A 23,506-nucleotide genomic window follows, 5' to 3' on the forward strand; every position below is an offset into this window, starting at 1 on the left:
CGCGAGCAGGCTTGCCCTCACAAGAGATTTGTGAAGGCTGCAGATCCCGTGTGGGAGCGAGCCTGCTCGCGATGGAAACAACTCGGTCCCAGGCCAAGCTCATAAAGCACTAAACCTCTGCGTCAGCCCCTGCTCGGCAAACTGCTCAATAATAAAATCCACAAATGCCCGAGTCTTGCCCGGCAGCAATTTATGCTCGGCGTAATAGATGGAAATATTGCCGTCGTCGACATACCAGTCCGGCAACACCCGCTGCAAGGTCCCCGCTTCCAGATAACCCGAGGCGAACGGCATGCTCACCAGCGCAATGCCCAAGCCCTGGGTGGCCGTTGCGCAGGCCGCCTCAGAATCGCTCATGGTCATTCGCGCTTTGAGCACCAATGGACTGTGTTGCTGGCTACGACTGGTCAACTGCCAGGAACGCACCCGGCCGGTCTGCGGCGAGCGAATCAGGATGCCGTCGTGAAGTTTGAGATCGTCGGGCCCGGCAATGGCTTCATGTGCTGCCAGGTAGTCGGCAGACGCCACCAGCACACGGTGGGCCGGGGTCAGCTTGCGCGCCACCACGCCTTGGGGCAGCTCGAATCCGCCACCAATTGCTGCATCGAAACCCTGGCCGATCAAGTCGACCTGACGATTATCGAAATGCCAGTCGGGGTTGATCGCCGGGAAGCGCCTGAGAAACTCCCCAAGCAAGGGTACGACATACAGACGCCCGAACACGGTGCCCATGCTGACTTTCAGTGTCCCCGCCGGTCGCCCCTCGGCACTGGCCAGATTGGCCACGGCATTCTGGATGGTGTGCAGACTGGCACTGACTTCATCGAGAAACAGCTGACCGGCCTCGGTGAGCGTCAGGCGGCGAGTGCTGCGCTGGAACAACCGGACGCCCAGCCGGGCTTCGAGTTTGGCCACGCTTTTACCTACTGCCGCCGGCGTCAGGCTCAAGCGCCGTGCAGCCTCGGCGAAACTGCCGACCTCGGCACTGCGTACGAAGCATTCGATACTGCTGAAGGTTTCCATAGTCGCCACTATAAACTTTTGGTTTACACAGACTATTGCAATGGCGGTCTACTCAGCCTGTAATCCCGAATCAATACTAGGCTCCATCAACCAAGGCAATCTCGCCTCGGGACTTTGGAGATCGATATGACTACTCAGAACCTCAGCGGCAAAGTGGCTTTGATTCAAGGCGGTTCCCGCGGCATCGGCGCGGCCATCGTCAAGCGCCTGGCGGCTGAAGGCGCGGCAGTCGCCTTTACCTACGTCAGCTCCACGGCCAAGGCCGAAGAGCTGCAGAACAGCATCATTGGGAACGGCGGCAATGCCCTGGCCATCAAGGCTGACAGCGCCGACGCCGACGCCATTCGTGGCGCGGTGACCGCCACGGTAGAAGCCTTTGGCCAACTGGATATCCTGGTCAACAACGCAGGCGTGCTGGCCGTTGCGCCACTGGAAGATTTCAAGCTCGAAGACTTCGACCAGACACTGGCCATCAACGTGCGCAGCGTGTTCATCGCCACCCAGGCCGCCGCCCGGCACATGACCGCAGGCGGTCGCATCATCAACATCGGCAGCACCAACGCCGATCGCATGCCCTTCGCCGGTGGCGGCCCGTACGCGATGAGCAAGTCGGCACTGGTCGGCCTGACCAAGGGCCTGGCCCGCGATCTTGGCCCGAAAGGCATCACCATCAACAACGTGCAACCGGGGCCGGTCGACACGGACATGAACCCGGCCGACGGTGACTTCGCCGACAGTCTGATTCCACTGATGGCCGTCGGCCGTTACGGCAAAGCCGAAGAGATTGCCAGCTTCGTCGCCTACCTCGTCGGCCCCGAGGCCGGCTACATCACCGGTGCGAGCCTGACCATCGACGGTGGTTTCGGCGCTTGATGAGTTAGAGGTCAATCAAATGTGGGAGCTTGCTCCCACATTGTCCGTTGTCAGGCCCATTCGAGGGCCGGCAAACCACAAGCACTTGGCTTGAACGCTTTCAGCGTGCGAAGAATGCCATCGGCGTGTGCGTATTTTTCATCAGCCATGGCCGCATCGGGAATCGCAATCGCCGTCATCCCCGCCGCTTTCGCCGCCGTGACGCCAAAGGGTGAATCTTCGAACACGAGGCAATCTTGCGGGGCGACACCCAGGCGCCGGGCTGCGGTGAGGAAAATATCCGGCGCCGGTTTGGCTGCGCCGACTTCCGGGTCATCGGCCGTGACGATGATGTCGAACAGCGCGAACCAGTCGCGGTGCAAGGTGGTTTTCTGGCCGAATGACTGGCTCGAAGAGCTGGTACCTACCGCAATGGGGATGTTATTGGCCTTCAGATGCCGTACCAGTTCCTGTGCGCCAGGCATGGCCTGAGCGGTAGGAAAACGCTCGCGCATCAGGGGTTCGCGGATCACCAGGAACTCTTCGGCACTCATGGGCAGGTCCAGCGCCTCGACCACATAACGAGCCAGATCACCCGCGCCACGACCGATGATGTTCTGCTTGATGCTCCAGTCGAACGTGCGCCCATAGCGCTCGGCAATGATCGACGTGACCTCGGTGTAGATGCCCTCGGTGTCCAGCAACAAGCCGTCCATATCGAATATCACAGCCTTGATCGGGCCGAACTCATCCAGCGCTGCACTCATCGCATCTGATCCGTTTTCAACGACATCCCAGGCGGCTCGATTGCGGCCGGCTCGATGACTGATTAAAGGTTTCAGCAGCATAACGAGCGCAGCTGGCTCAGGGCAACGGGCACCTGATGTTTCAATGCACGGATAATCGCGACGCCGCTCAATCCTGGTCGTCCTCATCCTCAAACTCGGTGTTGCCCACGTCGCCCGCGTCATCCGAATCGTTGAGCGGCACCGTGGCGTCATCTATCAGAGAACCCGGATCTTCATTACCGGGATCATTGATGAACGGCAGTCCACTCGGGCCCTTTTCTTCCTTGCCTTCGGTTTCCGGAGTCATGGCATGCCTCGCATTGTTCTGGGGGGTGTATCACGTTCGAGGCGACGCTCAGTCAAACGTTCCAGCGCCCTGCCGACGGAAACGAAAAACCCGGCGCGCGGCCGGGTTTTGGGTGGAGTGCGACACCCCGTCAGTGATGTTTGTTTCCGTGTTTATTCTTGTGTTTATGACCGCCACCGGAATGGGAGCCGCCGTTGTCGCTGCCCAGATTGTTGCCGACCGCACCACCCGCTGCCCCGCCCAGGCCTGCGCCGATGGTCGAACCGGTAGACCCACCGAGACTGTTGCCGATCACCGAGCCTCCTGCGGAGCCCAGCCCACCGCCTATCGCGGCTTCCGTGCGGCTACCCTTGGGTGCGCCGACCGCACTCCCGGCGGCACCACCCACACCGGCACCAATCGCGGCACCCGTGCTGCCGCCCATTTGTCCGCCGACCACATTACCCAGCGCACCACCAAGACCGCCACCGACCGCCGCCGTACCATCACCGGCCGCCATCGCCAGCGGTGTGAGCAACAGGCCTAGCACCAGCGCAGGCAACGTCAAACGACCGGACATATTCACTTCCTTGCTCTTAGTAGTCATGGGGTTCATGGCATGCCTCGTATTCAATGGGCTTATCACTTGGAGGCAACGCAGAGAAAATCGTTCATAAACGAAAAAGCCCGGCATCGAGCCGGGCTTTTTTGAGTCGCCGATCAGAATCAGTGACGCTTGTGACCATTGGCCAGGTTGCTGCCAACGCCGCCGCCCAATGCACCACCCAGACCTGCACCGATAGTCGAACCGGCCTTGCCGCCCAGGCTGTTACCGATCACCGAACCACCGGCCGCGCCAACGCCACCGCCGATAGCGGCGCTGGTGCGATGGCCTTTCTTGGCTGCAACGGCACTGCCCGCCGCGCCTGCTACGCCAGCACCGATCGCTGCGCCAGTGCTACCACCCATGCTCTGGCCCACGACGTTACCCAGCGCGCCGCCCAAACCGCCACCAACGGCAGCAGTGCCGTCGCCAGCCATTGCACCTTGAGCAACCAGAAGACCCAGAACCAAAGCAGGCAGAGTGAAACGCATGACAAAAACCTCAACAAAAAGGGTGTAAATCGAAAGGGGCGAGATTGAATGCTTTAGAGACGAAAAAGTCCAGACATGCGTGTGCTCAACCTCGTTATTGGCGACGGTTGGACAGCATTTATCGAAAAGGTTTTATGCCGGACAAAAAAAAGCCCGCTGGGGAACGGGCAGGGTGTTGCTTTCTAACGGATGAGTTGAGCCTACGTAAGGCGCTGTGAAAACTTTGTGAAAGATAATTTGCAGAAACAAACGGTTAAATAATCCGCCAGACATAAAAAACCCCGTTCAATGACGGGGTCTGCTGGCGGTTTAATCACTTCCTGACCGGTGCCGCTATCCTGGGTAAAAATTTGGCTTTCAGCACTCGGCGTGCCTTGGATTTGATCCTGTCGACCTCGGTCTGATCTTCACCGAAACTCGCCACATAGACCGTTTGTCCACACTGCACGCAATTGTTGATCGGAAACTCTGCCCCGTCGTCTTCGATATACGGATCAGCCATCTCTTCACCCCCTCTCAAATGCGTGATGGATACCGGCAAGCCCTTTGCCTGAAAAATACCCATCACCAAGCGTTTGAGACTAGCCGGTCATTAATGGACTTGTTATTCAGTTTGCCAAATGCCCGACGAATGGCTCACGCGTCATCTCAGCTTCACCGCCGTACCGGTGACAAACACCACGACCATTCCCCCCTTCCCGGCCGGCATGCTGATCTCATAATTGAGCCCCACCAGCGCATCCGCTTGAAGCGCGCGGGCCCGCTCCTTGATTTCGTCAGTGGCCTGGATTCGCGCTTCCTGCAGCGCACGTTCCAGGGTCTGAGAGCGCCCACCGAAAAAGTCGCGCATCCCGGCGAAGACATCACGCACAACGTTGACGCCCTGTACCGACTCGGCGCTGACGATATCCAGGTAGGCGGTAATGTGTCGGCCTTCGATGGCGTGGGTCGTGGTGGTGATCATTGGTTTTCCTTCCTGCTCAGGTATTGAGCCAGCGCGTCGAATGCCGGCAACGTCACAGGATCGTTGGCGGAGTTGCTGGCAACCGGATGCGATGCGTAGCGAACGATCACCATCTCGGCCTTCGGGTCGATAGAGATACGTTAGTTGCATCGATTTTCCAAACTGACATATCACACGTCAGCCCCTTGTCCTCCATCAAACCGAAAGCACCTTTGCTTGAAGCCATGCCCCATCAGAAATTGACCCGCCAAAAACACAAAACCCCCGGCTTCTTTCGAAACCAGGGGTTTTGTTTACATCGAATTTGGCGGTGAAGGAGAGATTCGAACTCTCGATACAGTTTCCTGTATACACACTTTCCAGGCGTGCTCCTTAAGCCACTCGGACACTTCACCGTATCTCTTCAAACATGTTCTGTCTGTCGAGGCGCGCTAATGTAGTCGAAAGCTTTTCTGTTGGCAAACATTTTTTTGAGAATTTTCATGCGCTTAACTCGATCGGGGGTTTCGAACCGATGAAGGCAATGGCAAACCGGCCATTCTCCGGCTCCGGCCGCCCTTCTATATAGAGGGCAATGCATGGCGGGCGTGGCGCAGCCTGCTTGCCGGGCACGCAAAGCGTGACTGGCGGGTCAGTCACGGCGCTTTACCTGGCCTGTGACGCTGGGTAACGTCTGCCCAACTTTATTAAAAGGACTAGCGTCATGAGTGAGTTGATTTCCTACCATCTCGAAGACGGTATCGCGACCCTGACCTTGAGCAATGGCAAGGTGAATGCCATCTCTCCGGACGTGATTGCTGCGTTTAACGCTGCGCTGGATCAGGCGGTGACTGATCGTGCGGTGGTGATCATTACCGGTACGCCCGGGATTCTCTCGGGCGGTTACGACCTGAAAGTGATGACGTCCGGCCCCAAGGAAGCGGTCTCGCTGGTGACTGCCGGCTCGACGCTGGCCCGTCGCCTGTTGTCGCACCCATTCCCGGTGATTGTGGCGTGCACTGGTCACGCGGTGGCCAAGGGTGCCTTCCTGCTGTTGTCGGCCGACTACCGTATCGGTACGGACGGCCCGTTCAGCATCGGCCTGAACGAAGTGCAGATCGGCATGACCATGCACCACGCCGGCATCGAGATCGCCCGTGATCGCTTGAGCAAATCGGCGTTCCCGCGTTCGGTCATCAACGGTGAGATGTTCAACCCGAAGAGCGCCGTGGATGCCGGCTTCCTCGACGTCGTGGTGTCGGCCGAAGAACTGCAAGGCGCAGCATTGGCCGCGGCTCGTCAGTTGAAGAAGATCAACATGACGGCGCACAAGAACACCAAACTGAAAGTGCGCAAAGCGTTTTTGGAAGCCCTGGATAACGCAATCATCCTGGATCAGGAACATCTGGGCTAATCCAAGCCGGCAATAACGAAAAGCCCGGCCGTCGTGTCGGGCTTTTTCGCACCTGCTCCGTTGAAAAAGCCTGCAACCGCTCTGGCATGCGTCTGACCCATCAGTCGGAAACATGCGCTCAAACATCGTCTATCTCCCACCTATATAACGGCAATTGCCGAAAACAGTGCACATCCGTACACTGCGCCACCTTTTGTCCCGGTGGGGCCTGCAAATGCTGTTTGCTTTACGTATGTCATTGATGGGCCTGCACTTTATCCTGGCAGGCATGTTGGGTGTGGTGCTCGGCCTGTGCCGCCCGTTCAATCCGGACAACAGCCGTTTATGCGCGCGCCTCTATGCATGGCCCGCAATGTGCATTTTGCGCCTGAGGGTTAAAGCCGATGTCGGCCCCTTGATGAACAAACCCGACAGCTGCGTGATCATCGCCAACCACCAGTCCAACTATGATCTGTTCGTGTTTGGCAACGTGGTGCCCCGGCGCACCGTATGCATCGGCAAAAAGAGCCTGAAATGGGTTCCCCTGTTCGGCCAGTTGTTCTGGCTGGCCGGCAATGTTCTGATCGATCGCGGCAATGCGCAGAAGGCGCGCCAATCGATGCTGACCACCACCCACACCCTGCAAAACGAAGACACCTCGATTTGGGTCTTCCCGGAAGGCACACGCAACCTGGGCGAAGAGCTGTTGCCGTTCAAGAAAGGCGCCTTCCAAATGGCGATCGCTGCCGGGGTGCCAATCGTGCCGGTGTGTGTCAGCAGTTACGTCAAGCACATGCGATTGAACCGCTGGCGCAGTGGGAAAATTCTGATTCGCTCGCTACCGGCCATTCCCACGGCGGGCTTGAGCCTGGATGACATGCCGATGCTGATGGCCCGGTGCCGCGAGCAGATGCGCGAATGCATCGACTCGATGGACCGGCAACTGCAAGCCGCCTGACAGAAACCCGCCTTGTGCGGGTTTTCTTTTGCCTGCGAACTTTTGCCTGCGAACTCAGCAGATTTCACTGACTCTCAAGCAGTAGACAGGATTAAGCTGATCACTGCCTGCCACGGCCATTTGCCAATAGATTGCTGCCAATAAGAAGTGAAAAAACATCATGGGTAGAGTTGTTGCTGCTGCGGTTTACAGCGCCGGGAAGAAAGTCACCAATATCACCCTCGACGAAGGCGCGGCCTGGGCTGCAAAGCCGGGTCACTTCGTCTGGATCGGCCTCGAAGAGCCGAACGAAAAAGAACTGTATAACCTGCAACGCCAGTTCAACCTGCACGAACTGGCGATTGAAGATGCCCTGGAGAAACACAGCCGGCCGAAACTGGAAACCTTCGGCGATGCACTGTTCATCGTCACCTATTCCCCCATCATGGAGGACGGCAAACTCAAGTTTATCGAGACTCATATCTTTGCCGGCAAGGGCTACCTCATCACGGCCCGCAACGGACATTCGGCGTCCTACGCCCATGTCCGGCAACGGTGTGAGGCGCGTCCGCTGTTGCTGGAGCACGGGGAAGATTTCGTACTCTATGCCATCCTCGATTTCGTCATTGAAAACTACCAACCGATGGGCGAAGCCATTCATGCCCGTATCGATGAGTTGGAACGCAACGTCCTGTGCGGCTCGCTGAATGAGCGCGACATCCAGAACCTGCACAGCCTGCGCCGGGACGTATTGCGGCTGCGCCGGTACGCGGCACCGATGGTGGAGATAGGTGAGGAACTGCAAAAGCTGAACTTCCCGTTCATCGACAAGAACATGCGCCCGTACTTCCGCGATGTGCAAATCCATGTCACCCGACAGCTGGAAGACCTGACGACCCTGGCCGATATTGCCAGCCAGACCATCGAGGTCGGGGTATTGCTGGAGGCTTCACGCCAGAGCGTAGTGCAGCGCAAGTTCGCGGCATGGGCGGCAATTCTGGCGTTCCCGACGGCGGTGGCGGGGATTTACGGGATGAACTTCCAGAACATGCCGGAGCTGAGCTGGCACTACGGGTATTTCGCGGTGCTGGGGTTTATTACGGTGGGGTGTGTGGGTTTGTGGGCGAGTTTCAAGAAGTCGGGCTGGCTTTGACAAACGCTGTGGCGAGGGAGCTTGCTCCCTCGCCACAGGTGTGATGCCGCCGTCTTACACCGCCTGATTTTCCGGCTTGTGTGCCACAAATCGCATCATCCACTCGGCCACCGTGGCGCCGTGGTGTTCATGCTCCAGGCTCTGGATACCTTTAGAGAAAATCTCTTCTCCCAGCGCTTGCTGGCGAATTTCCAGCAGTGCCCGCGAATAGTCGTGGATGAACTCGGGATGGCCCTGGAAGCACAGCACTTGATCGTTGATGTGGTACGCGGCAAACGGGCAGAAATCGCTGGAGGCAATCACCGTGGCGTTTTCCGGAAGCGCCGTTACCTGATCCTGGTGGCTGATCAACAACGTCAGCTCTTCCTTCAGCGGACTCATCCACGGCGCCTTGGCCGCGAGTTTGTATTGATGGGTGCCGACGCCCCAGCCCTGGATGGCGCGCTCACTCTTGCCGCCCAGCAACAGGGCCAGCAACTGATGACCGAAGCACACGCCCAGCAGCTTGTCGCCACGTTCGTAGCGGGTCAGCAGGTAGGTCTTGAGGGTCTGGATCCAGGGGTCGGTGCCGAAGGAATCGGCCTTGCTGCCGGTGACCAGGTAAGCGTCGAAGGTCAGCTCATCGCTTGGGTACTCACCCTGCATCACGTTGTAGACGGTGAACTCGGCGGCGATGGGTTGCTGAGAAAACAGGCGCTTGAACATCTGCCCGTAGCCCTGGTACTGGTCAACCAATTCCGGACGCAGGATGTCGGTTTCCAGAATGCAGATGCGTAACGACATAAAAAATACCTGACACGTGATGGGAATAATGCACACCCCAGAGCCTGCCTTGAAACACAGTGACAAGGCAAGCCCCGGCATGCATCAATCCCCCCTTAAAACGCCTCCCCCTTGGCGGCTTTCTCCAGCAGCAGTGCCGGCGGCGCGAAGCGTTCACCATATTGTCCGGCCAGGTACTGGGCACGGGCGACAAAGTCTTGGACCCCGTATTGATTGATGAACTGCAGTGCCCCGCCGGTCCACGCCGCGAAGCCGATGCCGAAGATCGAGCCGACATTGGCATCCGCCGTCGACGTCAACACGCCCTCCTCCAGGCAGCGCACGGTTTCGATGGCCTGCACGAACAGCAGTCGATCGCGCACGTCCTTGGGTGAAATCTGTCCGTCAATCTTCTCAAAGCGGGTTTTCAACCCTGGCCAGAGATGCTTCTGGCCGCCTGCGGGATAGTCGTAGAAACCACCTCCTGCGGCCTTGCCCGGGCGCTTGTACTCATTGAGCAGCAGGTCAATCACAGCGAAGGCCGGATGCTCGACCAGCGGTTTGCCTTCGGCTTGCAAGTCTTTGGCGGTTTGCTGGCGGATATGGCTCATCAGACTGAGGGAAACCTCGTCAGAGATCGCCAACGGACCGATGGGCATGCCGGCCTTGCGCGCTTCGGTCTCGATCATCGGCGCGCTGATGCCTTCACCGAGCATGGCGATGCCTTCATTGGTGAACGTGCCGAACACCCGCGACGTGAAGAAACCACGACTGTCGTTGACCACAATCGGGGTTTTCTTGATTTGCAGGACGAAGTCAAACCCGCGAGCCAGGGTTTCATCGCTGGTGTTGGCCCCCTTGATGATTTCCACCAGGGCCATTTTGTCCACGGGACTGAAGAAATGCAGGCCGATGAACTTGCTCTGGTCCGGCACCGCCGTGGCCAGGCCGCTGATGGGCAGGGTCGACGTGTTGGAAGCGATCACCGCGTCCGGGCCGACGACCTTTTGCGCAGCCAGGGAGACTTTGGCCTTCAGTTCGCGGTCTTCAAACACCGCTTCAATGATCAGATCGCAACCGGCCAGATCTGCATCGTCTTCAGTGGTCTGAATGCGCGCCAGAATGCCTTCTCGCTGCTCGGCGCTCATTTGCCCGCGTGCGACTTTCTTGTCCAGCAGCACCGCCGAATGCGCCTTGCCCTTCTCTGCTGCCGCGAGGTTGATGTCCTTGAGCACCACGTTGATGCCGGCAGAGGCGCTGACAAAGGCAATGCCCGCGCCCATCATCCCGGCACCGAGCACCCCGACCTTCTGCGTGACGTACGGGACAAAGCCCTGGGGACGCGAGCCACCGGCATTGATTTCATTGAGCTGGAACCAGAAGGTGCCGATCAGGTTCTTCGAGACCTGGCCGGTGGTCAGCTCGGTGAAGTAGCGCGTTTCGATCAGATGCGCGGTGTCAAAATCCACCTGGGCGCCTTCCACGGCGGCGCAAAGGATTTTCTCCGGCGCCGGCAGGCAGCCCTGGGTCTTGCTGCGCAGGATCGACGGCGCAATGGCCAGCATCTGCGCAACTTTCGGGTTCGATGGCGTGCCACCGGGAATCTGATAACCCTTCACGTCCCAACGTTGCAGCGCTACCGGGTTAGCGACAATCCAGGCTCGCGCCTTGGCCATCAGTTCTTCGTGATCGGCTGCCAACTCGTCGATCAACCCCACCTGCATTGCCTGCTGTGGCCGTATTTTTTTGCCTTCGAGCAGATACGGCAGGGCTTTTTCCAGGCCGAGCATGCGCACCATGCGCACCACCCCGCCGCCGCCCGGCAGCAGACCCAGGGTCACTTCCGGCAAGCCGAGTTGGACCGACGGATGATCCAGCGCCACGCGATGATGGCAGGCCAGGCAGATCTCCCAGCCACCGCCCAATGCCGCGCCGTTGATCGCGGCGACCACCGGTTTTCCGAAGGTTTCCAGGGTGCGCAGTTGTCCCTTGAGGGTCAGCACCATTTCGTAAAAGGCTTTGGCCTCAGGCTTGCCGACTTTGATCAGCTCATTGAGATCGCCGCCGGCGAAGAAGGTTTTCTTGGCTGAGGTGATGATGACGCCGGCGATGGCGTCCTTGTCGGCGACCAGACGGGCGACGCAGTCTGCCATGGCTTCACGGTAAACCGCGTTCATGGTGTTGGCGCTCTGGCCCGGCATGTCGATGGTCAGCACAACGATCCGGTCCTGGCCTTTTTCATAACGTATGGCTTGGGTCATGTCACTTGTCCTTGAATTCGGGGCTCAGAGGCGTTCGATGATGGTGGCAATGCCCATGCCGCCGCCGACACACAGGGTCGCGAGGCCATAGCGCAGGTGCCGGCTTTCCAGTTCATCGAGCAAGGTGCCGAGAATCGCGCAGCCGGTGGCGCCCAACGGATGACCCATGGCGATGGAGCCGCCATTGACGTTGACCTTGTTCGGGTCGACGGCCATGTCCTTGATGAACTTCAACACCACCGAGGCGAACGCCTCGTTGACCTCGAACAGATCAATGTCTTCCACCCGCAGCCCGGCCTTGGCCAGTGCCTTGCGGGTGGCGGGCGCAGGGCCGGTGAGCATGATGGTCGGGTCGGTACTGGTCACTGCCGTGGCGACAATCCGCGCCCTGGGCTGCAAGCCCAACGCCCGGCCCTTGGCCTCCGAGCCGATCAACATCAACGCCGCGCCATCGACGATCCCGGAACTGTTGCCGGGTGTATGCACGTGATTGATCCGCTCCACATGGCTGTAGACCCGCAGCGCGGTGGCATCGAAGCCCATCTGCCCGATCATCTCGAAACTGGGCTTGAGTTTGCCAAGGCCCTCCAGGGTCGAGTCGGCACGGATGAACTCATCGTGATCGAGCAGGATGATGCCGTTCTGGTCCTGAACCGGCACCAGCGATTTGTTGAACGAGCCATTGGCCCGCGCCCGCGCGGCTTTTTGCTGGGAATGCAGCGCATAGGCATCGACGTCCACGCGGCTGAAGCCTTCAAGGGTCGCGATCAGATCGGCACCCACGCCCTGGGGCGTGAAGTGGCTGTGCAGATTGGTCTGCGGGTCCAGTGCCCAGGCCCCTCCATCGCTGCCCATCGGGACTCGGGACATGGACTCGACGCCACCGACCACCACCAGGTCTTCAAAACCGGAACGAACCTTCATGGCCCCGAGGTTCACCGCCTCCAGCCCCGACGCGCAGAAACGATTGATCTGCACCCCCGCCACGCTGACGTCCCAATCCGCCACCTGAGCGGCGGTTTTGGCGATATCGGCGCCTTGATCGCCGATCGGTGTCACACAGCCAAGCACCACGTCATCGACCTGACTGGTATCGAGATCAGTTCGCTGTTGCAGCGCCGTGAACAACCCGGCCACCAGGTTCACCGGTTTGACACTGTGCAAGGCGCCATCTGCCTTGCCTTTGCCACGGGGCGTGCGTATCGCGTCGAAAATCAAAGCTTGGGTCATGACGTCCTCGAACCGCAGTGCAGGTGAGTAAACACAGAGCCCCCACTCTTGTCCCCGGACGCAAGGGATTCAATGACCGCAGCGCTCACTGGCGTTGACGGACACGCTCAGACGGACGGTAGTCCGCGACACAATTGGCTGCTTGCGGACACGCAAGCGTCTAGCAAAAGGCCGCCCAAGAAGCTGGCAATAGGCCTCATGCCTTTTTAATAGCATCTAGTTGGATTTCCATACGAAATGGATCTAAATCAAGCGAGACGCGGGCTCTAAGGTGAAGTTATACGAAGTTGTCGTCGGGTTTTGCCGAGGCGCTCGTCCTACAGGAAGTGCAACGCTTGCCGTCATGGAGATATGTAGGCAGGCATCAGGAAATAACAAAAAAGGCGGTCAAGCCATGTTCAAACAATCGAAAGTTCGTCAAGCCGGGCTCATTCTTTTCGCCACCACATTGCTTTTGATTTTGCCGAACCTGACCAAGGTGATCGGCTAGTCGGTTATCAAACAATACGGCACCAGAGTTTTAGATCGCCACGTTAAAAAATGTGACTGGCTCGCTACCCGGGCCGGCGTGGCTGTGCCAACCTTTGTGGCACTTCCACGACATGGACGGCGATCCCTTGAAAACGCTCATTCTGTTCGGGGCCTTGCTCATCAGCACGCCCCTGTATGCCGCACAGCTGAACCTTGAGCTGGGCGCGAGCAATCGCACCTGGCAGACCGAGGAGCTGCTCAAGCATCCTCAAGCCCAGACCATCACGATCACCAACGACGTTTCCTATAAACGGGACATGAGCTATCGCGCCGTGCCCCTGTCTGTACTGCTGACCGGCATTCAGCCGGATGACCATCTGCAAGCCGTGGCCCTGGACGGTTTTGCCGCCGAGATGGCCGCTGCCCCGCTGCTCAATACCCAAGGCGCGCGCGCCTGGCTGGCGATCGAGGATCCGGCCAAACCCTGGCCGCCGCTGTCCGAAGGCAAGCCCAGCGCCGGGCCGTTCTACCTGGTCTGGACCAACCCGCAAGCGGGCAATATCAGCCCGGAGCAGTGGCCGTTCGAAGTCGCGAGCATCAAGCGCATGGCTCCGGTGGCCGAACGCTTCCCTGCCCTGCTGCCCGATCCTGCGTTGAAGGCGGACGATCCGGTCAACAAGGGCTTTGCACTGTTTCAGAAAAACTGCCTGGCCTGTCATCGCCTCAATGGTGCCGGTGACGCGCAATTCGGACCGGACCTGAATATTCCCTACAATCCGACCGAGTACTTCGGCGCGGACTTCCTCAAGCGCTATATCCGTGATCCGCAGAGTTTGCGCCAGTGGCCGCAAGCGAAGATGCCCGGATTCTCGGCCGAGGTGTTGCCGGACGAGGATCTGGGCATGCTGGTGGGGTATTTGAAGCATATGGTTGGGCGCAAGGTGAAGCCCTGATCACATTCCCCTTGTAGGAGCTGGCAAGCCAGCTCCTACAGAGATGTGCGCTGTTGCTATTTATTGTTGTTGCACTGAGATAACCGGCGCCAGCACCGGCGTCGGTGAAACAAACACCTTGGCATGCATCTGTTCACAGCCGCCGCCGCGGCGCATCCCGCGCACCGGGCACGCATCCAGATAATCCAGGCCCACCGCCAGTTTCAAGTGGCGCTCAGGCCGCGCCAGTTCATTGGTCACGTCAAAGCTGTACCAGGCGTCATCGAGCCAGGCTTCGGCCCAGGCATGGCTGGCTAGGTGTTCGCTGTTTTCGCTGTACAGGTAGCCCGAGACATACCGCGCCGGAATCCCCAGGCTGCGGGCACAGGCGAGGAACGCGTGGGTGTGGTCCTGGCACACGCCCGAACGACCGGCGAAGGCCTGGGCCGCGCTGGTGTCCACTTCGGTGGCGCCGGGCGTGTAGGTCATGTGCTGGTTCAGGCCATGCATCAAGTCGATCAGCGCTGTGCGATCCCGACGTTGCTTGCACTCCTTTTCGGCAAACGCGCGCAGGGCTGCGTCGGCTTCGGTCAGGCGCGTGAAGCGCAGGAACGGCAGCGCTGACTGGCTTTCGTGCTCGGCTTCGCGCAACTCGTCGATGTCGACCTGACCACGGGCGCCGATGATGATCGCTTCGTGCGGTTCGTCCATCGTCAGCACGTGCAGGATGTTGCCGAACGGATCGAGTTGCGCGCGCACCGGCCGCGGCAGGTCAAGCTGCCAACTGAGCACGTGCTGACGCTCGCTGTCATGGGGGGTCAGTCGCAGGTACTGGATGCTCGCCCGCACCTGATCTTCGTAGTGATAGGTGGTCTCGTGGCTAATCGAAAGTCTCATGCAGCCTCCAGATAAGAACTGTGAATCGCGTTACCCAGCTGGCGCACCAGTGGGATGAACTCGGTGAGCCAGGCGTGCAGGCCTTCGTCGAGAATTTCGTTGATGCCGGTGTAGCGCAGTCGCGCGTCCATTTCCGCCGCCAGGCGCTGCGCGGGACGGCCGTTGGCCCCTGGCAACTGGGCAAGGATCTGGTCGATTTCTTCGGTGCACGCTCGCAGGGAGCGCGGCACATCCGCGCGCAGCAACAGCAACTCGGCCACATGCCGTGCGCCGGGGGCGTCGCGATAAATTTCGGTGTAGGCCTCGAATGACGACAAGGCCCGCAGTAAGGCACTCCACTGGTAGTACGCGTGGGCCGTGCCATCGCTGACCGCTTCGGCCTGATCACCCGCCATCTCGTAGCGGGCATCGAGCAGGCGCAGCGTGTTGTCGGCGCGCTCGATGAAGGTCCCCAGGCGAATGAAGCGGAACGCATCGTTACGCATGATCGTGCCGTAGGAGGCGCCCCGGAACAGGTGGGACCGTTCCTTGATCCACTCGCAGAAACGGCTCATGCCGTAGCGACTCAAGCCTTGCTCGGCAATACCGCGAATTTCCAGCCAGGTCGCGTTGATGTTTTCCCACATGTCGGCGGTGATTCGGCCACGTACCGCGTGAGCACTGGCCCGCGCGGCACCGAGGCAGCTGTAGATGCTGGCCGGATTGGCCGCATCCAGGGCGAAAAAATGCAGCAGTCGTTCGGCGTGCAATTCGCCGTGGCGTTCGAGGTAATCATCCAGGGTGCCGGTGATCAGCAGTGGCATGGCCAGTTCGTGCAGGCCGTCACCGCGTCCATCCTGTGGCATCAGCGACAGCGAATAACTGATGTCGAGCATCCGTGCGAGGTTTTCCGCCCGCTCCAGGTAACGCGACATCCAATACAGATCCGAGGCAGTTCTACTTAACATGACAGGCTTCCTTCAATCCTCGACCACCCAGGTGTCCTTGGTTCCGCCGCCCTGGGAGGAGTTCACCACCAGGGAGCCTTCGCGCAGGGCGACACGGGTCAAACCACCGGGCACGACCCGGGTTTCGCGACCAGACAATACAAACGGACGCAAGTCGATGTGACGTGGCGCGATGCCGCTTTCGACAAAGGTCGGACAGGTCGACAACGACAGCGTCGGTTGCGCGATATAGGCATGGGGCTTGGCAATGATCCGCGCGCGGAAGGCTTCGATTTCCGCTGCCGTCGCCGCCGGCCCCACCAGCATTCCGTAGCCGCCGGAGCCCTGGGTTTCCTTGACCACCAGTTCCGGCAAATGGGCCAGTACGTGGGAAAGCTCCGAGGGATTACGGCACTGCCAGGTCGGTACGTTCTTCAGGATCGGTTCTTCATCCAGATAGAAACGGATCATGTCGGTGACGAACGGGTACACCGACTTGTCGTCCGCCACCCCGGTGCCGATGGCATTGGCCAACACGACATTGCCGGATCGGTAAGACGACAGCAGCCCTGGCACGCCGAGCATCGAATCCGGATTGAACGCCAGCGGGTCGAGGAAGGCGTCGTCGAGGCGACGGTAGATCACATCGACGGCTTTAGGCCCGTCGGTTGTGCGCATGAACACCTTGTCGTCACGTACGAACAGATCCGCGCCCTCCACCAGCTCCACGCCCATTTCCCGTGCCAGGAACGCATGTTCGAAAAACGCGCTGTTGAAACGCCCCGGCGTCAGCACAACAACGCTCGGGTTGTCGATCGGGCTGGAGCTTTTCAGGGTATCGAGCAGCAGGTTCGGGTAGTGGTCGATGGGGGCGATGCGTTGTGCCGCGAACAGTTCGGGGAACAGTCGCATCATCATCTTGCGGTCTTCGAGCATGTAGCTGACGCCGCTCGGCGTTCGCAGATTGTCTTCAAGCACGTAATAGGTGCCGTCGCCGTCGCGCACCAGATCGACGCCCGAGATATGCGAGTAGATATCGCGGTGCAGATCCAGCCCTTGCATTGCCAACTGGTATTGCTCGTTGGCCAGCACCTGCTCGGCCGGAATGATGCCGGCCTTGATGATGCGTTGCTCGTGATAGAGGTCGGCGAGAAACATGTTCAACGCCTTGACCCGCTGGATGCAGCCGCGTTCGACAATGCGCCATTCACTGGCGGGAATGCTGCGGGGAATGGTGTCGAAGGGAATCAGTCGCTCTGTCCCTTGCTCATCACCGTAGAGCGTGAAAGTAATCCCGGCGCGATGAAACAACAGATCGGCCTCGCGTCGCCGTTGTGCCAAAAGCTCGTCAGGCGTTTCGGCCAGCCAACGGGCAAACTCCCGATAATGCGGGCGGACCTGGCCGCCGGCATCGTACATCTCATCAAAATAGGTGCGGATCATGCCGTACTCCTTGTCACCCGGACATACAGGCCTTCGCAAGGCCCGTGCCATCGGCAGAAACGCTTTGATATCAATCAGTTGGATAATCACCCCACACGCACCGCACCAATCCTGTGCGACAAATGCTCCAACCCGATCGCCTCCGCTTCATTGCAAGGCGTTATTGACGCCTGTCACCAGCATAGTCGGTAGGTGGCGGCTTGCCGGCGAAGTGGTTTTTAGTCATGTGGTGCGCTCGGGGACGCCTTCGCTGGCAAGTCGGATCGCCGCACCGCAGCGCCTTGTATTCAACTTCCGATCCGCTCAAACGAAAACGGCCAACCCGAGGGTCAGCCGTTAGTGATGCTTGCTGCTGTTCATAAGCTTATGCGAGTCGCCCTCGTACCTCCTGTTTGACACCCCAGCCCTCAATGATGCCGCCCAATGGCTCGACCACAGCTTCGAAACCCTGTTCGAAATCGCCGATGTCATCGTAAGTGGCGTACATGACCTTGCTCAGTTCAAGTGCCCATGCGCCGTCATCGCGCACACTGATTTGCGCATTCAGGGATTCACCACGGTAATGACCTGCCGCCCTGCGTGCCCGCTCCTCGTCCGGGAAAATGGCGTAGAACTCGATGGGATGGAACCGTGAAAAGTCGAAACCGCCTTCTTTCATGCGGCGCAGAACGCTGCTGCTGATATCTTCTTGATAGGCTGTGCTCATGAAACGTCCTCCTCAAACTGATGGATAGACTTTCCGTACTCCCAGCGTGCGCAACCGAACGGTGCGTACGACGGCATCCGGTGTGCCGACGGGAAACAAGCATGGAGCTGACAAGACCAGACCTTAGCGATCCATTCGCTGATCTCGCTTGCAGATTAGCCCCAAGATAGAGCCGCTGCCAAGGCCTGGTTGAGAATGTAACAAGAGATATTCAGATTGGCGTGATGCCGAGGATTTGAATGCTGTTCTGGGCCCTGAGACTTTTGACAGTCGCATCGGCGGTTCGCCCTTCCAGATCGTTCAGATCCAGTTCGGCGGCGACGGGGAGCAACCGGGCCTTGATGAGTTTGGCCGCGTGTTCGTTATCCGGGCACTCGTCGCACTCAAAGACTTCGTCGACAGTTTCACCGTGATCATCCACGAAAGTGATTTTCCACTTTTGCATCAGTGCCTCCTCGATAAAACCCATGGATGGGCCTCTATCCATCTCGACCTTGATAGCTGGCTAATCGTTCCGCCAATCCACACGATCGATCTGCAGGAGCGAGCTTGCTCGCTCCTGCATGGGTGCATCATCAGTCGTTGCTGGGCTTGTTCACCGCCTGCAATACGTATTGCGGCAAGGCAAAGGCGCCGATGTGGATTTCCGGATTGTAGTAGCGGGTGATGATGCCACTGCCGGCAAAACGCTGTTGCAGGGTTTCGCGGGACAATTTGCGATAAGCGGTATTGGTCGCGCCCCAGGCGAAGGTCATCGCCCCGCCGATGTAAGTCGGCACGGCGGCCTGATAGAAGTGCCAGTCCGGGAACAGGCTGCGCAGGCGACCGGCGGTGGTCTTGACCTCTTCGATCTGCATGAACGGCGTGCCGTTCTGCGTGACCAGGATGCCGCCTTCGTTCAGGCAACGGTGGCACGCCTGATAGAAGTTTTCCGAGAACAGCACTTCGCCTGGCCCGATCGGGTCGGTGGAGTCGGAAATGATCACGTCGAACTTTTCAGTGGTGGTGGCGACGAAACGCATGCCGTCGTCGATGACCAGGTTCAGGCGTGGATCGTCGAACGCGCCCTTGGAGTGATTCGGCAGGAATTCCTTGCACATGTCGACCACGGTACCGTCGATCTCGACCATGGTGATGTGCTCGACGCTGCGGTGCCTGGCCACTTCACGCAACATGCCGCCGTCGCCACCGCCGATGATCAACACGCGCTTGGCGGTGCCATGGGCGAGGATCGGCACGTGGGTGAGCATTTCGTGGTAGATGAATTCATCGGCTTCGGTGGTCTGGATCACGCCGTCCAGCGCCATGACCCGGCCCATGCGCGGGTTCTCGAAAATCACCAGGTGCTGGTGTTCGGTGCGAACTTCGTGCAGCAGTTTTTCCATGCGAAAGCGCTGGCCATAGCCTTCGTAGAGGGTTTCCAGGTAGTCGTTGGTCGGGGTGGTGCTCATGGGAAGCGCTCCGATGATTGCGGATGGCAACGGACGGTTACCCGCCCATGATGGCCAATCGATCGGCTCGATTGCCCGGGAAAGGCGCGCATTTTACGTCGCGGAAGATGACAGGTCGAACCTCACTCGATGGCTCGCCAGAATGCCTTGTAGGAGCGAGCCTGCTCGCGATAGCGATTTGTCCGCCACATTAATTCTGAATGTGCCGCCGTCATCGCGAGCAAGCTCGCTCCCACAGGTTTTATGTCGCTTGGGAGAATGACTTCAGATTCTGACGTTTCCCCGTGGCCCGGCGATCGCCCAGATGATCAGCCCCAAAACCGGCAGCAACAGGATCAACAGCACCCAGAGGACTTTCATCCCGGTTTCGGCGCCACTTTTCAGTACGTTGATGATGGCCCAGATGTCCAGGGCAAGGATGATCAGGCCTACCAGGCTGTTGAACGTGGAACCCATGGTGACGCTCCTGAAGAGTGATTGGCCCTCTTAGGATAGCTGCCCAAGGCCAGGGTTCCGTTTTTATTGACAGCTTTGGCGTTTCAGACGTGGATGGCGACTTTCAAGGCTTCCAGGGACGGTGCAGCGGCGATTCCCACTTCGGCGCACAACTCAAGCACCCGAGGCACGTCGTTGCCATAGACCAGCACCACTTGCAGTTCGTCGTCGAGCAACTGGCTGAAGTTCATCAGCACATAGCCACCGTTTTCCTTGTTCAGGCTGCTCATTTGCACCTGGATGCGATTGAGCGCGGTCAGGGCTTCGGTTTTGGCCAGTTGTTTGGGCTTGAGATTGAATTCGACACCCGGCCCGAACGAAGCAACGATCTGCGCAAACAGGTCCATGTAGGTGTCGGCCTGGAACAGCACGGTCTCCGGCAGGCTGCCGACCACTACCCATTCGCCCAGCGGGATCGGGAAGGTGTCGTCGTAATTGATGTCAGGGTTGGCCGCCAGAAAAGCCTCTGGGTCCGCGTATGCCTGGGCCGCCTCGTCAGCGACCTTGAGGATTTCGTCATCGCCCATGCACCCGGAGCTGATTTTGCTGATGAGTTCGACGAGTGCGGCTTTCATGGGGGCAGATCCTGTAGCGAGGGAATTTTGAGGGCGCGAAGGATAACGCATTCAAGATGATATTGTGGCGAGGGAACTGGCCCCCTCGCCACAGAAGTACAGCGTCAGCCCGGCAGTTTTTCCAGTTGCGCAACGGTATCGACCGCCCCCATGGTCCTGGCGGCCTCCAGCGCGGTGATGCCATTGGCGTCCTTGGCTTTCGGATCGGCGCCCTTGCTGATCAGGTAGTCGACGATGGCGACGCGGTTGAACATCGCCGCCATCATCAGCGCGGTACGACCATCGAAAGACGAGCCTTCGACTTGCGCCCCACCTTCCACCAACGCCGTGACTACTGCCAGGTCACCCTTGAAGGCGGCACCGGCAATCGGGCTCTGGCCGTTGTCGTTGCGGATTTCCGGATCGGCCTTGTGTTCGAGCAAGACTTTTACCGTGTCCAGATGACCATGGTAAGCGGCGAGCATCAGCAAGGTGTCGCCCTTGTGATTGCGCAGGTTCGGCGGCAGGCCCTTGGTCAGCAGCGCAGCCATCATGGCCGCATCGCCCTCGCGTGCCTTGTTGAATACCTGCTCGGCAAATTCGGCCGCTTCTTCGGGGGTCATCTGGCGGCTTTTGTCGGACATTGAACGCTCCACTTTCAGTTATTCGCAAAACCGACAGTTTCCAGAGCAGCCCCGGCACTGTCACTTCTTTTTTCTGAAACGGGGCCATAGGCACACTCAATATCGATATCGACCGCCGTGAATATCCTTCAGCACCTGCTCGGTCACCTGCACGTACGTTTCGGTTCCCGGCAGCCAGGCGTAGATCGGGTCAGCGCCGGTCCGGGTCGGGTCGAACGCTTCATCCTTGAGCCGGGTTTTCTGGTATTTGAACGTCCCGGTGGTCTCCATTTTCACTTTCACCCGCAGGAATAACGGCACGGCGTAGGCCGGCATCTGTTGCCGGGCAAAGGCCAGCAGTTCGGTGAAATCCAGGGTGGCCAGGGATTCGGCCGGCGTGATGGCGGCCATCCCGGCGCGACCATTGGTATCACGGACTTCCACGCCATAGGCCACGGCTTCGGAGATTTGCGGGTGTCGCAGGAGGATGTTCTCGACCTCGGTGGTCGAAACGTTTTCCCCCTTCCAGCGATAGGTATCGCCCAGTCGATCAACAAACTGCGCATGGCCAAACCCAATGTTGCGCAGCAGATCGCCCGTATTGAAGTAGCGGTCGCCTTTGACGAACACGTCGTGGAGCACGACTTTTTCAGTCTTTTGCGGATCGGTGTAACCGTCCAGCGGCGCCTTGTCGTCTATTTTGGCCAGCAACAAACCCTGCTCACCCTTGCCGACCTTGCGCATGAAGCCGTTGGCCTGGCGAATCGGCGCGCCGCTGTCGTGATCGTAAACCGCCAACTCCCAGGACATCAGGGAAAAACCGACGGTGTTGTCGAAATTCAGAATGTTGGTGAAACCGATGTTGCCGTCACTGGCGGCGTACAGCTCGCAAATGTGACGCACGCCGAAACGTGTCTTGAATTCGCCCCATGCGCCAGGGCGCAGGCCGTTGCCGATCATTTTGGTGACAGCGTGCTTGCGGTCGTCGGCACTGCGCGGTTGATCGACCAGATAACGGCACAATTCGCCGACGTAACCGAGGGTGGTCGCGCGGTATTTGCGCACATCGTTCCAGAACTGACTGGCGCTGAACTTGCGGCGGATGGCGAATCCCGAGGCACCGCTGATGGCCGAGCCCCAGCACACACAAAGCCCGGTGGCGTGATAGAGCGGCAAGCTGCAATAGACGATATCGTCCGGGCGCATGTCCAGCGCGATCATGCCGAAGCTCGCCGAGCTGCGCATCCAGCGCCCATGCTTGAACACTCCGGCCTTGGGCAGCCCGGTGGTACCCGAGGTGTAGATATAGAAACAGGGGTCGTCGCAAAACACCTGCTGAGTGTTGACGGGGTTGTCGCCGGGGCTGTCGATGCTGGCGGTCATCAGGTTGATGAAACCCTCGGGAGCAATGCCAGGATGGCTGTAGGTATCCCGATCAGCGACAAACCAGGTGCGAGGCCGCGCAATCGAAACCCGCTCGCGCACCGCCAAATACGCCGCGACCAATTCTTCGCCGACGACGATGGCCGCCGGCGCGACCAGATTCAGGCTATGCACCAGGGTATCGCGGGTCTGCGAGGTATTGAGCAAGGCGCTGATCGCACCGACCTTGGCCACCGCCAATATCGTCACCAGCAGCTCCGGACGGTTCTCGATGAATACCGCCACCACATCGCCCTTGCCGATGCCTTGGGCAATCAAGTGATGGGCGATGCGATTGGCCCACTCGTTGACCTGTGCATAAGTCAGCACCACCTCGCCGAACAGCAAGGCCGGGCCCTGGGGATTGCGCAAGGTGGCTTGTTCGAAACTCCAGCCCAGGCCACACGCTTGGGTCGGGTCCTTGACGTTAGCCACCTTCATCCCCTTCACCACCCGTGGAATGGCTTTGGCAATGGTCGGCAGCTTGCGGAGCATCATGCCCCAGGTGATCGTGTCGCTTGGCGTGCGGCTCATGATTGCTCCCGTTCTGTCTTCTTATTGTCGGGCGGCGTTGATTGAGCCCGAAAATACGTCAACGGTTCTTGAGCTGTACACGCGGTTTTTGAAATGTTTTGTATCCGCCACAGCGATGTTGGAAATCATGAGCATCTGCACGCGCAATGGTTCCATCGAATCGCCGACGACCACGCAAAATGCAGGATGCACGATGGCCATTCATGCAAATTGCACGGAAGAATAAATCAGTAAAAATCTTAACTTACTGATTTATATAGAATTTTAGTTAATTGGCGTACTGGCACAATCACTGCAACTACCTCCTCATGCTTGCCATTCCAGAGCTA

The 23,506-nt window shown here is 59.1% G+C and carries 27 protein-coding genes, 1 tRNA gene and 1 pseudogene; 7 read left to right on the forward strand and 22 right to left on the reverse strand.

Annotated elements, in window-relative coordinates; genetic code table 11:
- Positions 1–99 precede the first annotated feature (99 nt).
- Positions 100–1,023 (reverse strand): LysR substrate-binding domain-containing protein, encoded by a 924-nt coding sequence (locus ACGJAX_RS27640; RefSeq protein ID WP_390956864.1) that lies wholly within the window; start codon positions 1,021–1,023, stop codon positions 100–102.
- Between the two features lie 126 nt (positions 1,024–1,149).
- Between ACGJAX_RS27640 and ACGJAX_RS27645 the strand changes: the two genes are divergently transcribed.
- Positions 1,150–1,896, forward strand: a complete 747-nt coding sequence (locus tag ACGJAX_RS27645) for an SDR family oxidoreductase (RefSeq protein WP_390956865.1) — start codon at positions 1,150–1,152, stop codon at positions 1,894–1,896.
- 50 nt (positions 1,897–1,946) lie between these two features.
- Here the strand turns inward: ACGJAX_RS27645 and ACGJAX_RS27650 are convergent, their stop codons facing one another.
- The 8 genes and pseudogenes from ACGJAX_RS27650 to ACGJAX_RS27685 all read right to left on the reverse strand — a co-directional run bounded on the left by ACGJAX_RS27650 (position 1,947) and on the right by ACGJAX_RS27685 (position 5,403).
- The gene (locus ACGJAX_RS27650; protein WP_247256122.1) at positions 1,947–2,642 is read right to left on the reverse strand and encodes an HAD-IA family hydrolase; all 696 of its coding nucleotides are present in this window, start codon (positions 2,640–2,642) and stop codon (positions 1,947–1,949) included.
- Positions 2,643–2,790: 148 nt separating this feature from the next.
- Positions 2,791–2,970: a hypothetical protein gene (locus ACGJAX_RS27655; protein ID WP_390956866.1), complete on the reverse strand. Its 180-nt coding sequence runs from the start codon at positions 2,968–2,970 to the stop codon at positions 2,791–2,793.
- 130 nt (positions 2,971–3,100) lie between these two features.
- Positions 3,101–3,469, reverse strand: coding sequence for a glycine zipper domain-containing protein (locus tag ACGJAX_RS27660; protein ID WP_390960009.1), 369 nt, complete (start codon positions 3,467–3,469; stop codon positions 3,101–3,103).
- 206 nt (positions 3,470–3,675) lie between these two features.
- Positions 3,676–4,044 (reverse strand): bacteriocin, encoded by a 369-nt coding sequence (locus tag ACGJAX_RS27665; protein WP_090323999.1) that lies wholly within the window; start codon positions 4,042–4,044, stop codon positions 3,676–3,678.
- Between the two features lie 313 nt (positions 4,045–4,357).
- Complete coding sequence (locus tag ACGJAX_RS27670; protein ID WP_390960012.1) at positions 4,358–4,546, reverse strand: hypothetical protein; 189 nt, start codon at positions 4,544–4,546, stop codon at positions 4,358–4,360.
- 141 nt (positions 4,547–4,687) lie between these two features.
- Positions 4,688–5,008, reverse strand: coding sequence for a heavy metal-binding domain-containing protein (locus ACGJAX_RS27675; RefSeq protein ID WP_390956867.1), 321 nt, complete (start codon positions 5,006–5,008; stop codon positions 4,688–4,690).
- Positions 5,005–5,148, reverse strand: a pseudogene (locus ACGJAX_RS27680) (6-aminohexanoate hydrolase); the annotation flags it as partial. The gene ACGJAX_RS27675 and the pseudogene ACGJAX_RS27680, both read right to left, overlap by 4 nt.
- Before the next feature lie 165 nt (positions 5,149–5,313).
- A tRNA-Ser gene (locus tag ACGJAX_RS27685) sits at positions 5,314–5,403 on the reverse strand.
- A gap of 308 nt (positions 5,404–5,711) precedes the next feature.
- On the opposite strand from ACGJAX_RS27685, the gene ACGJAX_RS27690 reads away from it, so the two are divergent.
- The 3 genes from ACGJAX_RS27690 to ACGJAX_RS27700 all read left to right on the forward strand — a co-directional run bounded on the left by ACGJAX_RS27690 (position 5,712) and on the right by ACGJAX_RS27700 (position 8,470).
- The gene (locus ACGJAX_RS27690; protein WP_247256130.1) at positions 5,712–6,401 is read left to right on the forward strand and encodes a crotonase/enoyl-CoA hydratase family protein; all 690 of its coding nucleotides are present in this window, start codon (positions 5,712–5,714) and stop codon (positions 6,399–6,401) included.
- 214 nt (positions 6,402–6,615) lie between these two features.
- Positions 6,616–7,338: a 1-acylglycerol-3-phosphate O-acyltransferase gene (locus ACGJAX_RS27695; protein WP_390956868.1), complete on the forward strand. Its 723-nt coding sequence runs from the start codon at positions 6,616–6,618 to the stop codon at positions 7,336–7,338.
- A gap of 160 nt (positions 7,339–7,498) precedes the next feature.
- Positions 7,499–8,470 (forward strand): CorA family divalent cation transporter, encoded by a 972-nt coding sequence (locus ACGJAX_RS27700; RefSeq protein WP_390956869.1) that lies wholly within the window; start codon positions 7,499–7,501, stop codon positions 8,468–8,470.
- 54 nt (positions 8,471–8,524) lie between these two features.
- On the opposite strand, the gene ACGJAX_RS27705 is transcribed toward ACGJAX_RS27700, so the two are convergent.
- The 3 genes from ACGJAX_RS27705 to ACGJAX_RS27715 all read right to left on the reverse strand — a co-directional run bounded on the left by ACGJAX_RS27705 (position 8,525) and on the right by ACGJAX_RS27715 (position 12,723).
- A complete protein-coding gene (locus ACGJAX_RS27705) occupies positions 8,525–9,253 on the reverse strand; it encodes an amidotransferase (RefSeq protein ID WP_390956870.1) in 729 nt (242 codons plus the stop codon).
- Between the two features lie 95 nt (positions 9,254–9,348).
- Positions 9,349–11,493, reverse strand: a complete 2,145-nt coding sequence (locus ACGJAX_RS27710; protein WP_390956871.1) for a 3-hydroxyacyl-CoA dehydrogenase NAD-binding domain-containing protein — start codon at positions 11,491–11,493, stop codon at positions 9,349–9,351.
- Between the two features lie 24 nt (positions 11,494–11,517).
- Complete coding sequence (locus ACGJAX_RS27715) at positions 11,518–12,723, reverse strand: acetyl-CoA C-acetyltransferase (RefSeq protein WP_390956872.1); 1,206 nt, start codon at positions 12,721–12,723, stop codon at positions 11,518–11,520.
- Positions 12,724–12,994: 271 nt separating this feature from the next.
- Between ACGJAX_RS27715 and ACGJAX_RS27720 the strand changes: the two genes are divergently transcribed.
- Both ACGJAX_RS27720 and ACGJAX_RS27725 read left to right on the forward strand, forming a co-directional pair.
- Positions 12,995–13,213: a hypothetical protein gene (locus ACGJAX_RS27720; RefSeq protein ID WP_390960046.1), complete on the forward strand. Its 219-nt coding sequence runs from the start codon at positions 12,995–12,997 to the stop codon at positions 13,211–13,213.
- 112 nt (positions 13,214–13,325) lie between these two features.
- The gene (locus ACGJAX_RS27725) at positions 13,326–14,147 is read left to right on the forward strand and encodes a cytochrome c (RefSeq protein ID WP_090324012.1); all 822 of its coding nucleotides are present in this window, start codon (positions 13,326–13,328) and stop codon (positions 14,145–14,147) included.
- Between the two features lie 60 nt (positions 14,148–14,207).
- Here the strand turns inward: ACGJAX_RS27725 and ACGJAX_RS27730 are convergent, their stop codons facing one another.
- From ACGJAX_RS27730 to ACGJAX_RS27775, 10 genes are all read right to left on the reverse strand, one after another.
- Positions 14,208–15,023 carry a transglutaminase family protein gene (locus tag ACGJAX_RS27730; protein WP_247256136.1) on the reverse strand — a complete coding sequence of 272 codons (816 nt, stop codon included), beginning with the start codon at positions 15,021–15,023 and terminating at the stop codon, positions 14,208–14,210.
- Positions 15,020–15,970 carry an alpha-E domain-containing protein gene (locus ACGJAX_RS27735; protein WP_047531601.1) on the reverse strand — a complete coding sequence of 317 codons (951 nt, stop codon included), beginning with the start codon at positions 15,968–15,970 and terminating at the stop codon, positions 15,020–15,022. The genes ACGJAX_RS27730 and ACGJAX_RS27735 overlap by 4 nt, the downstream gene beginning before the upstream one ends.
- 12 nt (positions 15,971–15,982) lie before the next feature.
- A complete protein-coding gene (locus ACGJAX_RS27740) occupies positions 15,983–17,392 on the reverse strand; it encodes a circularly permuted type 2 ATP-grasp protein (protein WP_090324017.1) in 1,410 nt (469 codons plus the stop codon).
- 364 nt (positions 17,393–17,756) lie between these two features.
- The gene (locus ACGJAX_RS27745; RefSeq protein WP_060541568.1) at positions 17,757–18,098 is read right to left on the reverse strand and encodes a ribonuclease E inhibitor RraB; all 342 of its coding nucleotides are present in this window, start codon (positions 18,096–18,098) and stop codon (positions 17,757–17,759) included.
- Positions 18,099–18,309: 211 nt separating this feature from the next.
- Positions 18,310–18,543: a hypothetical protein gene (locus ACGJAX_RS27750; protein ID WP_090327478.1), complete on the reverse strand. Its 234-nt coding sequence runs from the start codon at positions 18,541–18,543 to the stop codon at positions 18,310–18,312.
- A 130-nt stretch (positions 18,544–18,673) separates the two neighbouring features.
- A complete protein-coding gene (gene speE / locus ACGJAX_RS27755; RefSeq protein WP_248914728.1) occupies positions 18,674–19,549 on the reverse strand; it encodes a polyamine aminopropyltransferase in 876 nt (291 codons plus the stop codon).
- A gap of 264 nt (positions 19,550–19,813) precedes the next feature.
- Entirely contained in the window at positions 19,814–20,005 is a 192-nt protein-coding gene (locus tag ACGJAX_RS27760; protein ID WP_047531608.1) for a PLDc N-terminal domain-containing protein, read from the reverse strand.
- A gap of 83 nt (positions 20,006–20,088) precedes the next feature.
- A complete protein-coding gene (locus ACGJAX_RS27765; protein WP_247256138.1) occupies positions 20,089–20,619 on the reverse strand; it encodes a hypothetical protein in 531 nt (176 codons plus the stop codon).
- Positions 20,620–20,723: 104 nt separating this feature from the next.
- A complete protein-coding gene (locus tag ACGJAX_RS27770) occupies positions 20,724–21,242 on the reverse strand; it encodes an ankyrin repeat domain-containing protein (protein WP_090324024.1) in 519 nt (172 codons plus the stop codon).
- A 96-nt stretch (positions 21,243–21,338) separates the two neighbouring features.
- Positions 21,339–23,177, reverse strand: a complete 1,839-nt coding sequence (locus ACGJAX_RS27775) for a long-chain-acyl-CoA synthetase (protein ID WP_247256139.1) — start codon at positions 23,175–23,177, stop codon at positions 21,339–21,341.
- On the opposite strand from ACGJAX_RS27775, the gene ACGJAX_RS27780 reads away from it, so the two are divergent.
- On the forward strand, positions 23,140–23,403 hold the full coding sequence (locus ACGJAX_RS27780) for a hypothetical protein (protein WP_139204809.1): 264 nt from the start codon (positions 23,140–23,142) through the stop codon (positions 23,401–23,403). The genes ACGJAX_RS27775 and ACGJAX_RS27780 overlap by 38 nt on opposite strands.
- The last annotated feature ends 103 nt before the right edge of the window (positions 23,404–23,506 follow it).

Origin of the sequence: Pseudomonas moorei, assembly GCF_042846945.1 — a bacterium.
In the GTDB taxonomy this organism is placed as follows: Bacteria; Pseudomonadota; Gammaproteobacteria; order Pseudomonadales; family Pseudomonadaceae; genus Aquipseudomonas; species Aquipseudomonas moorei.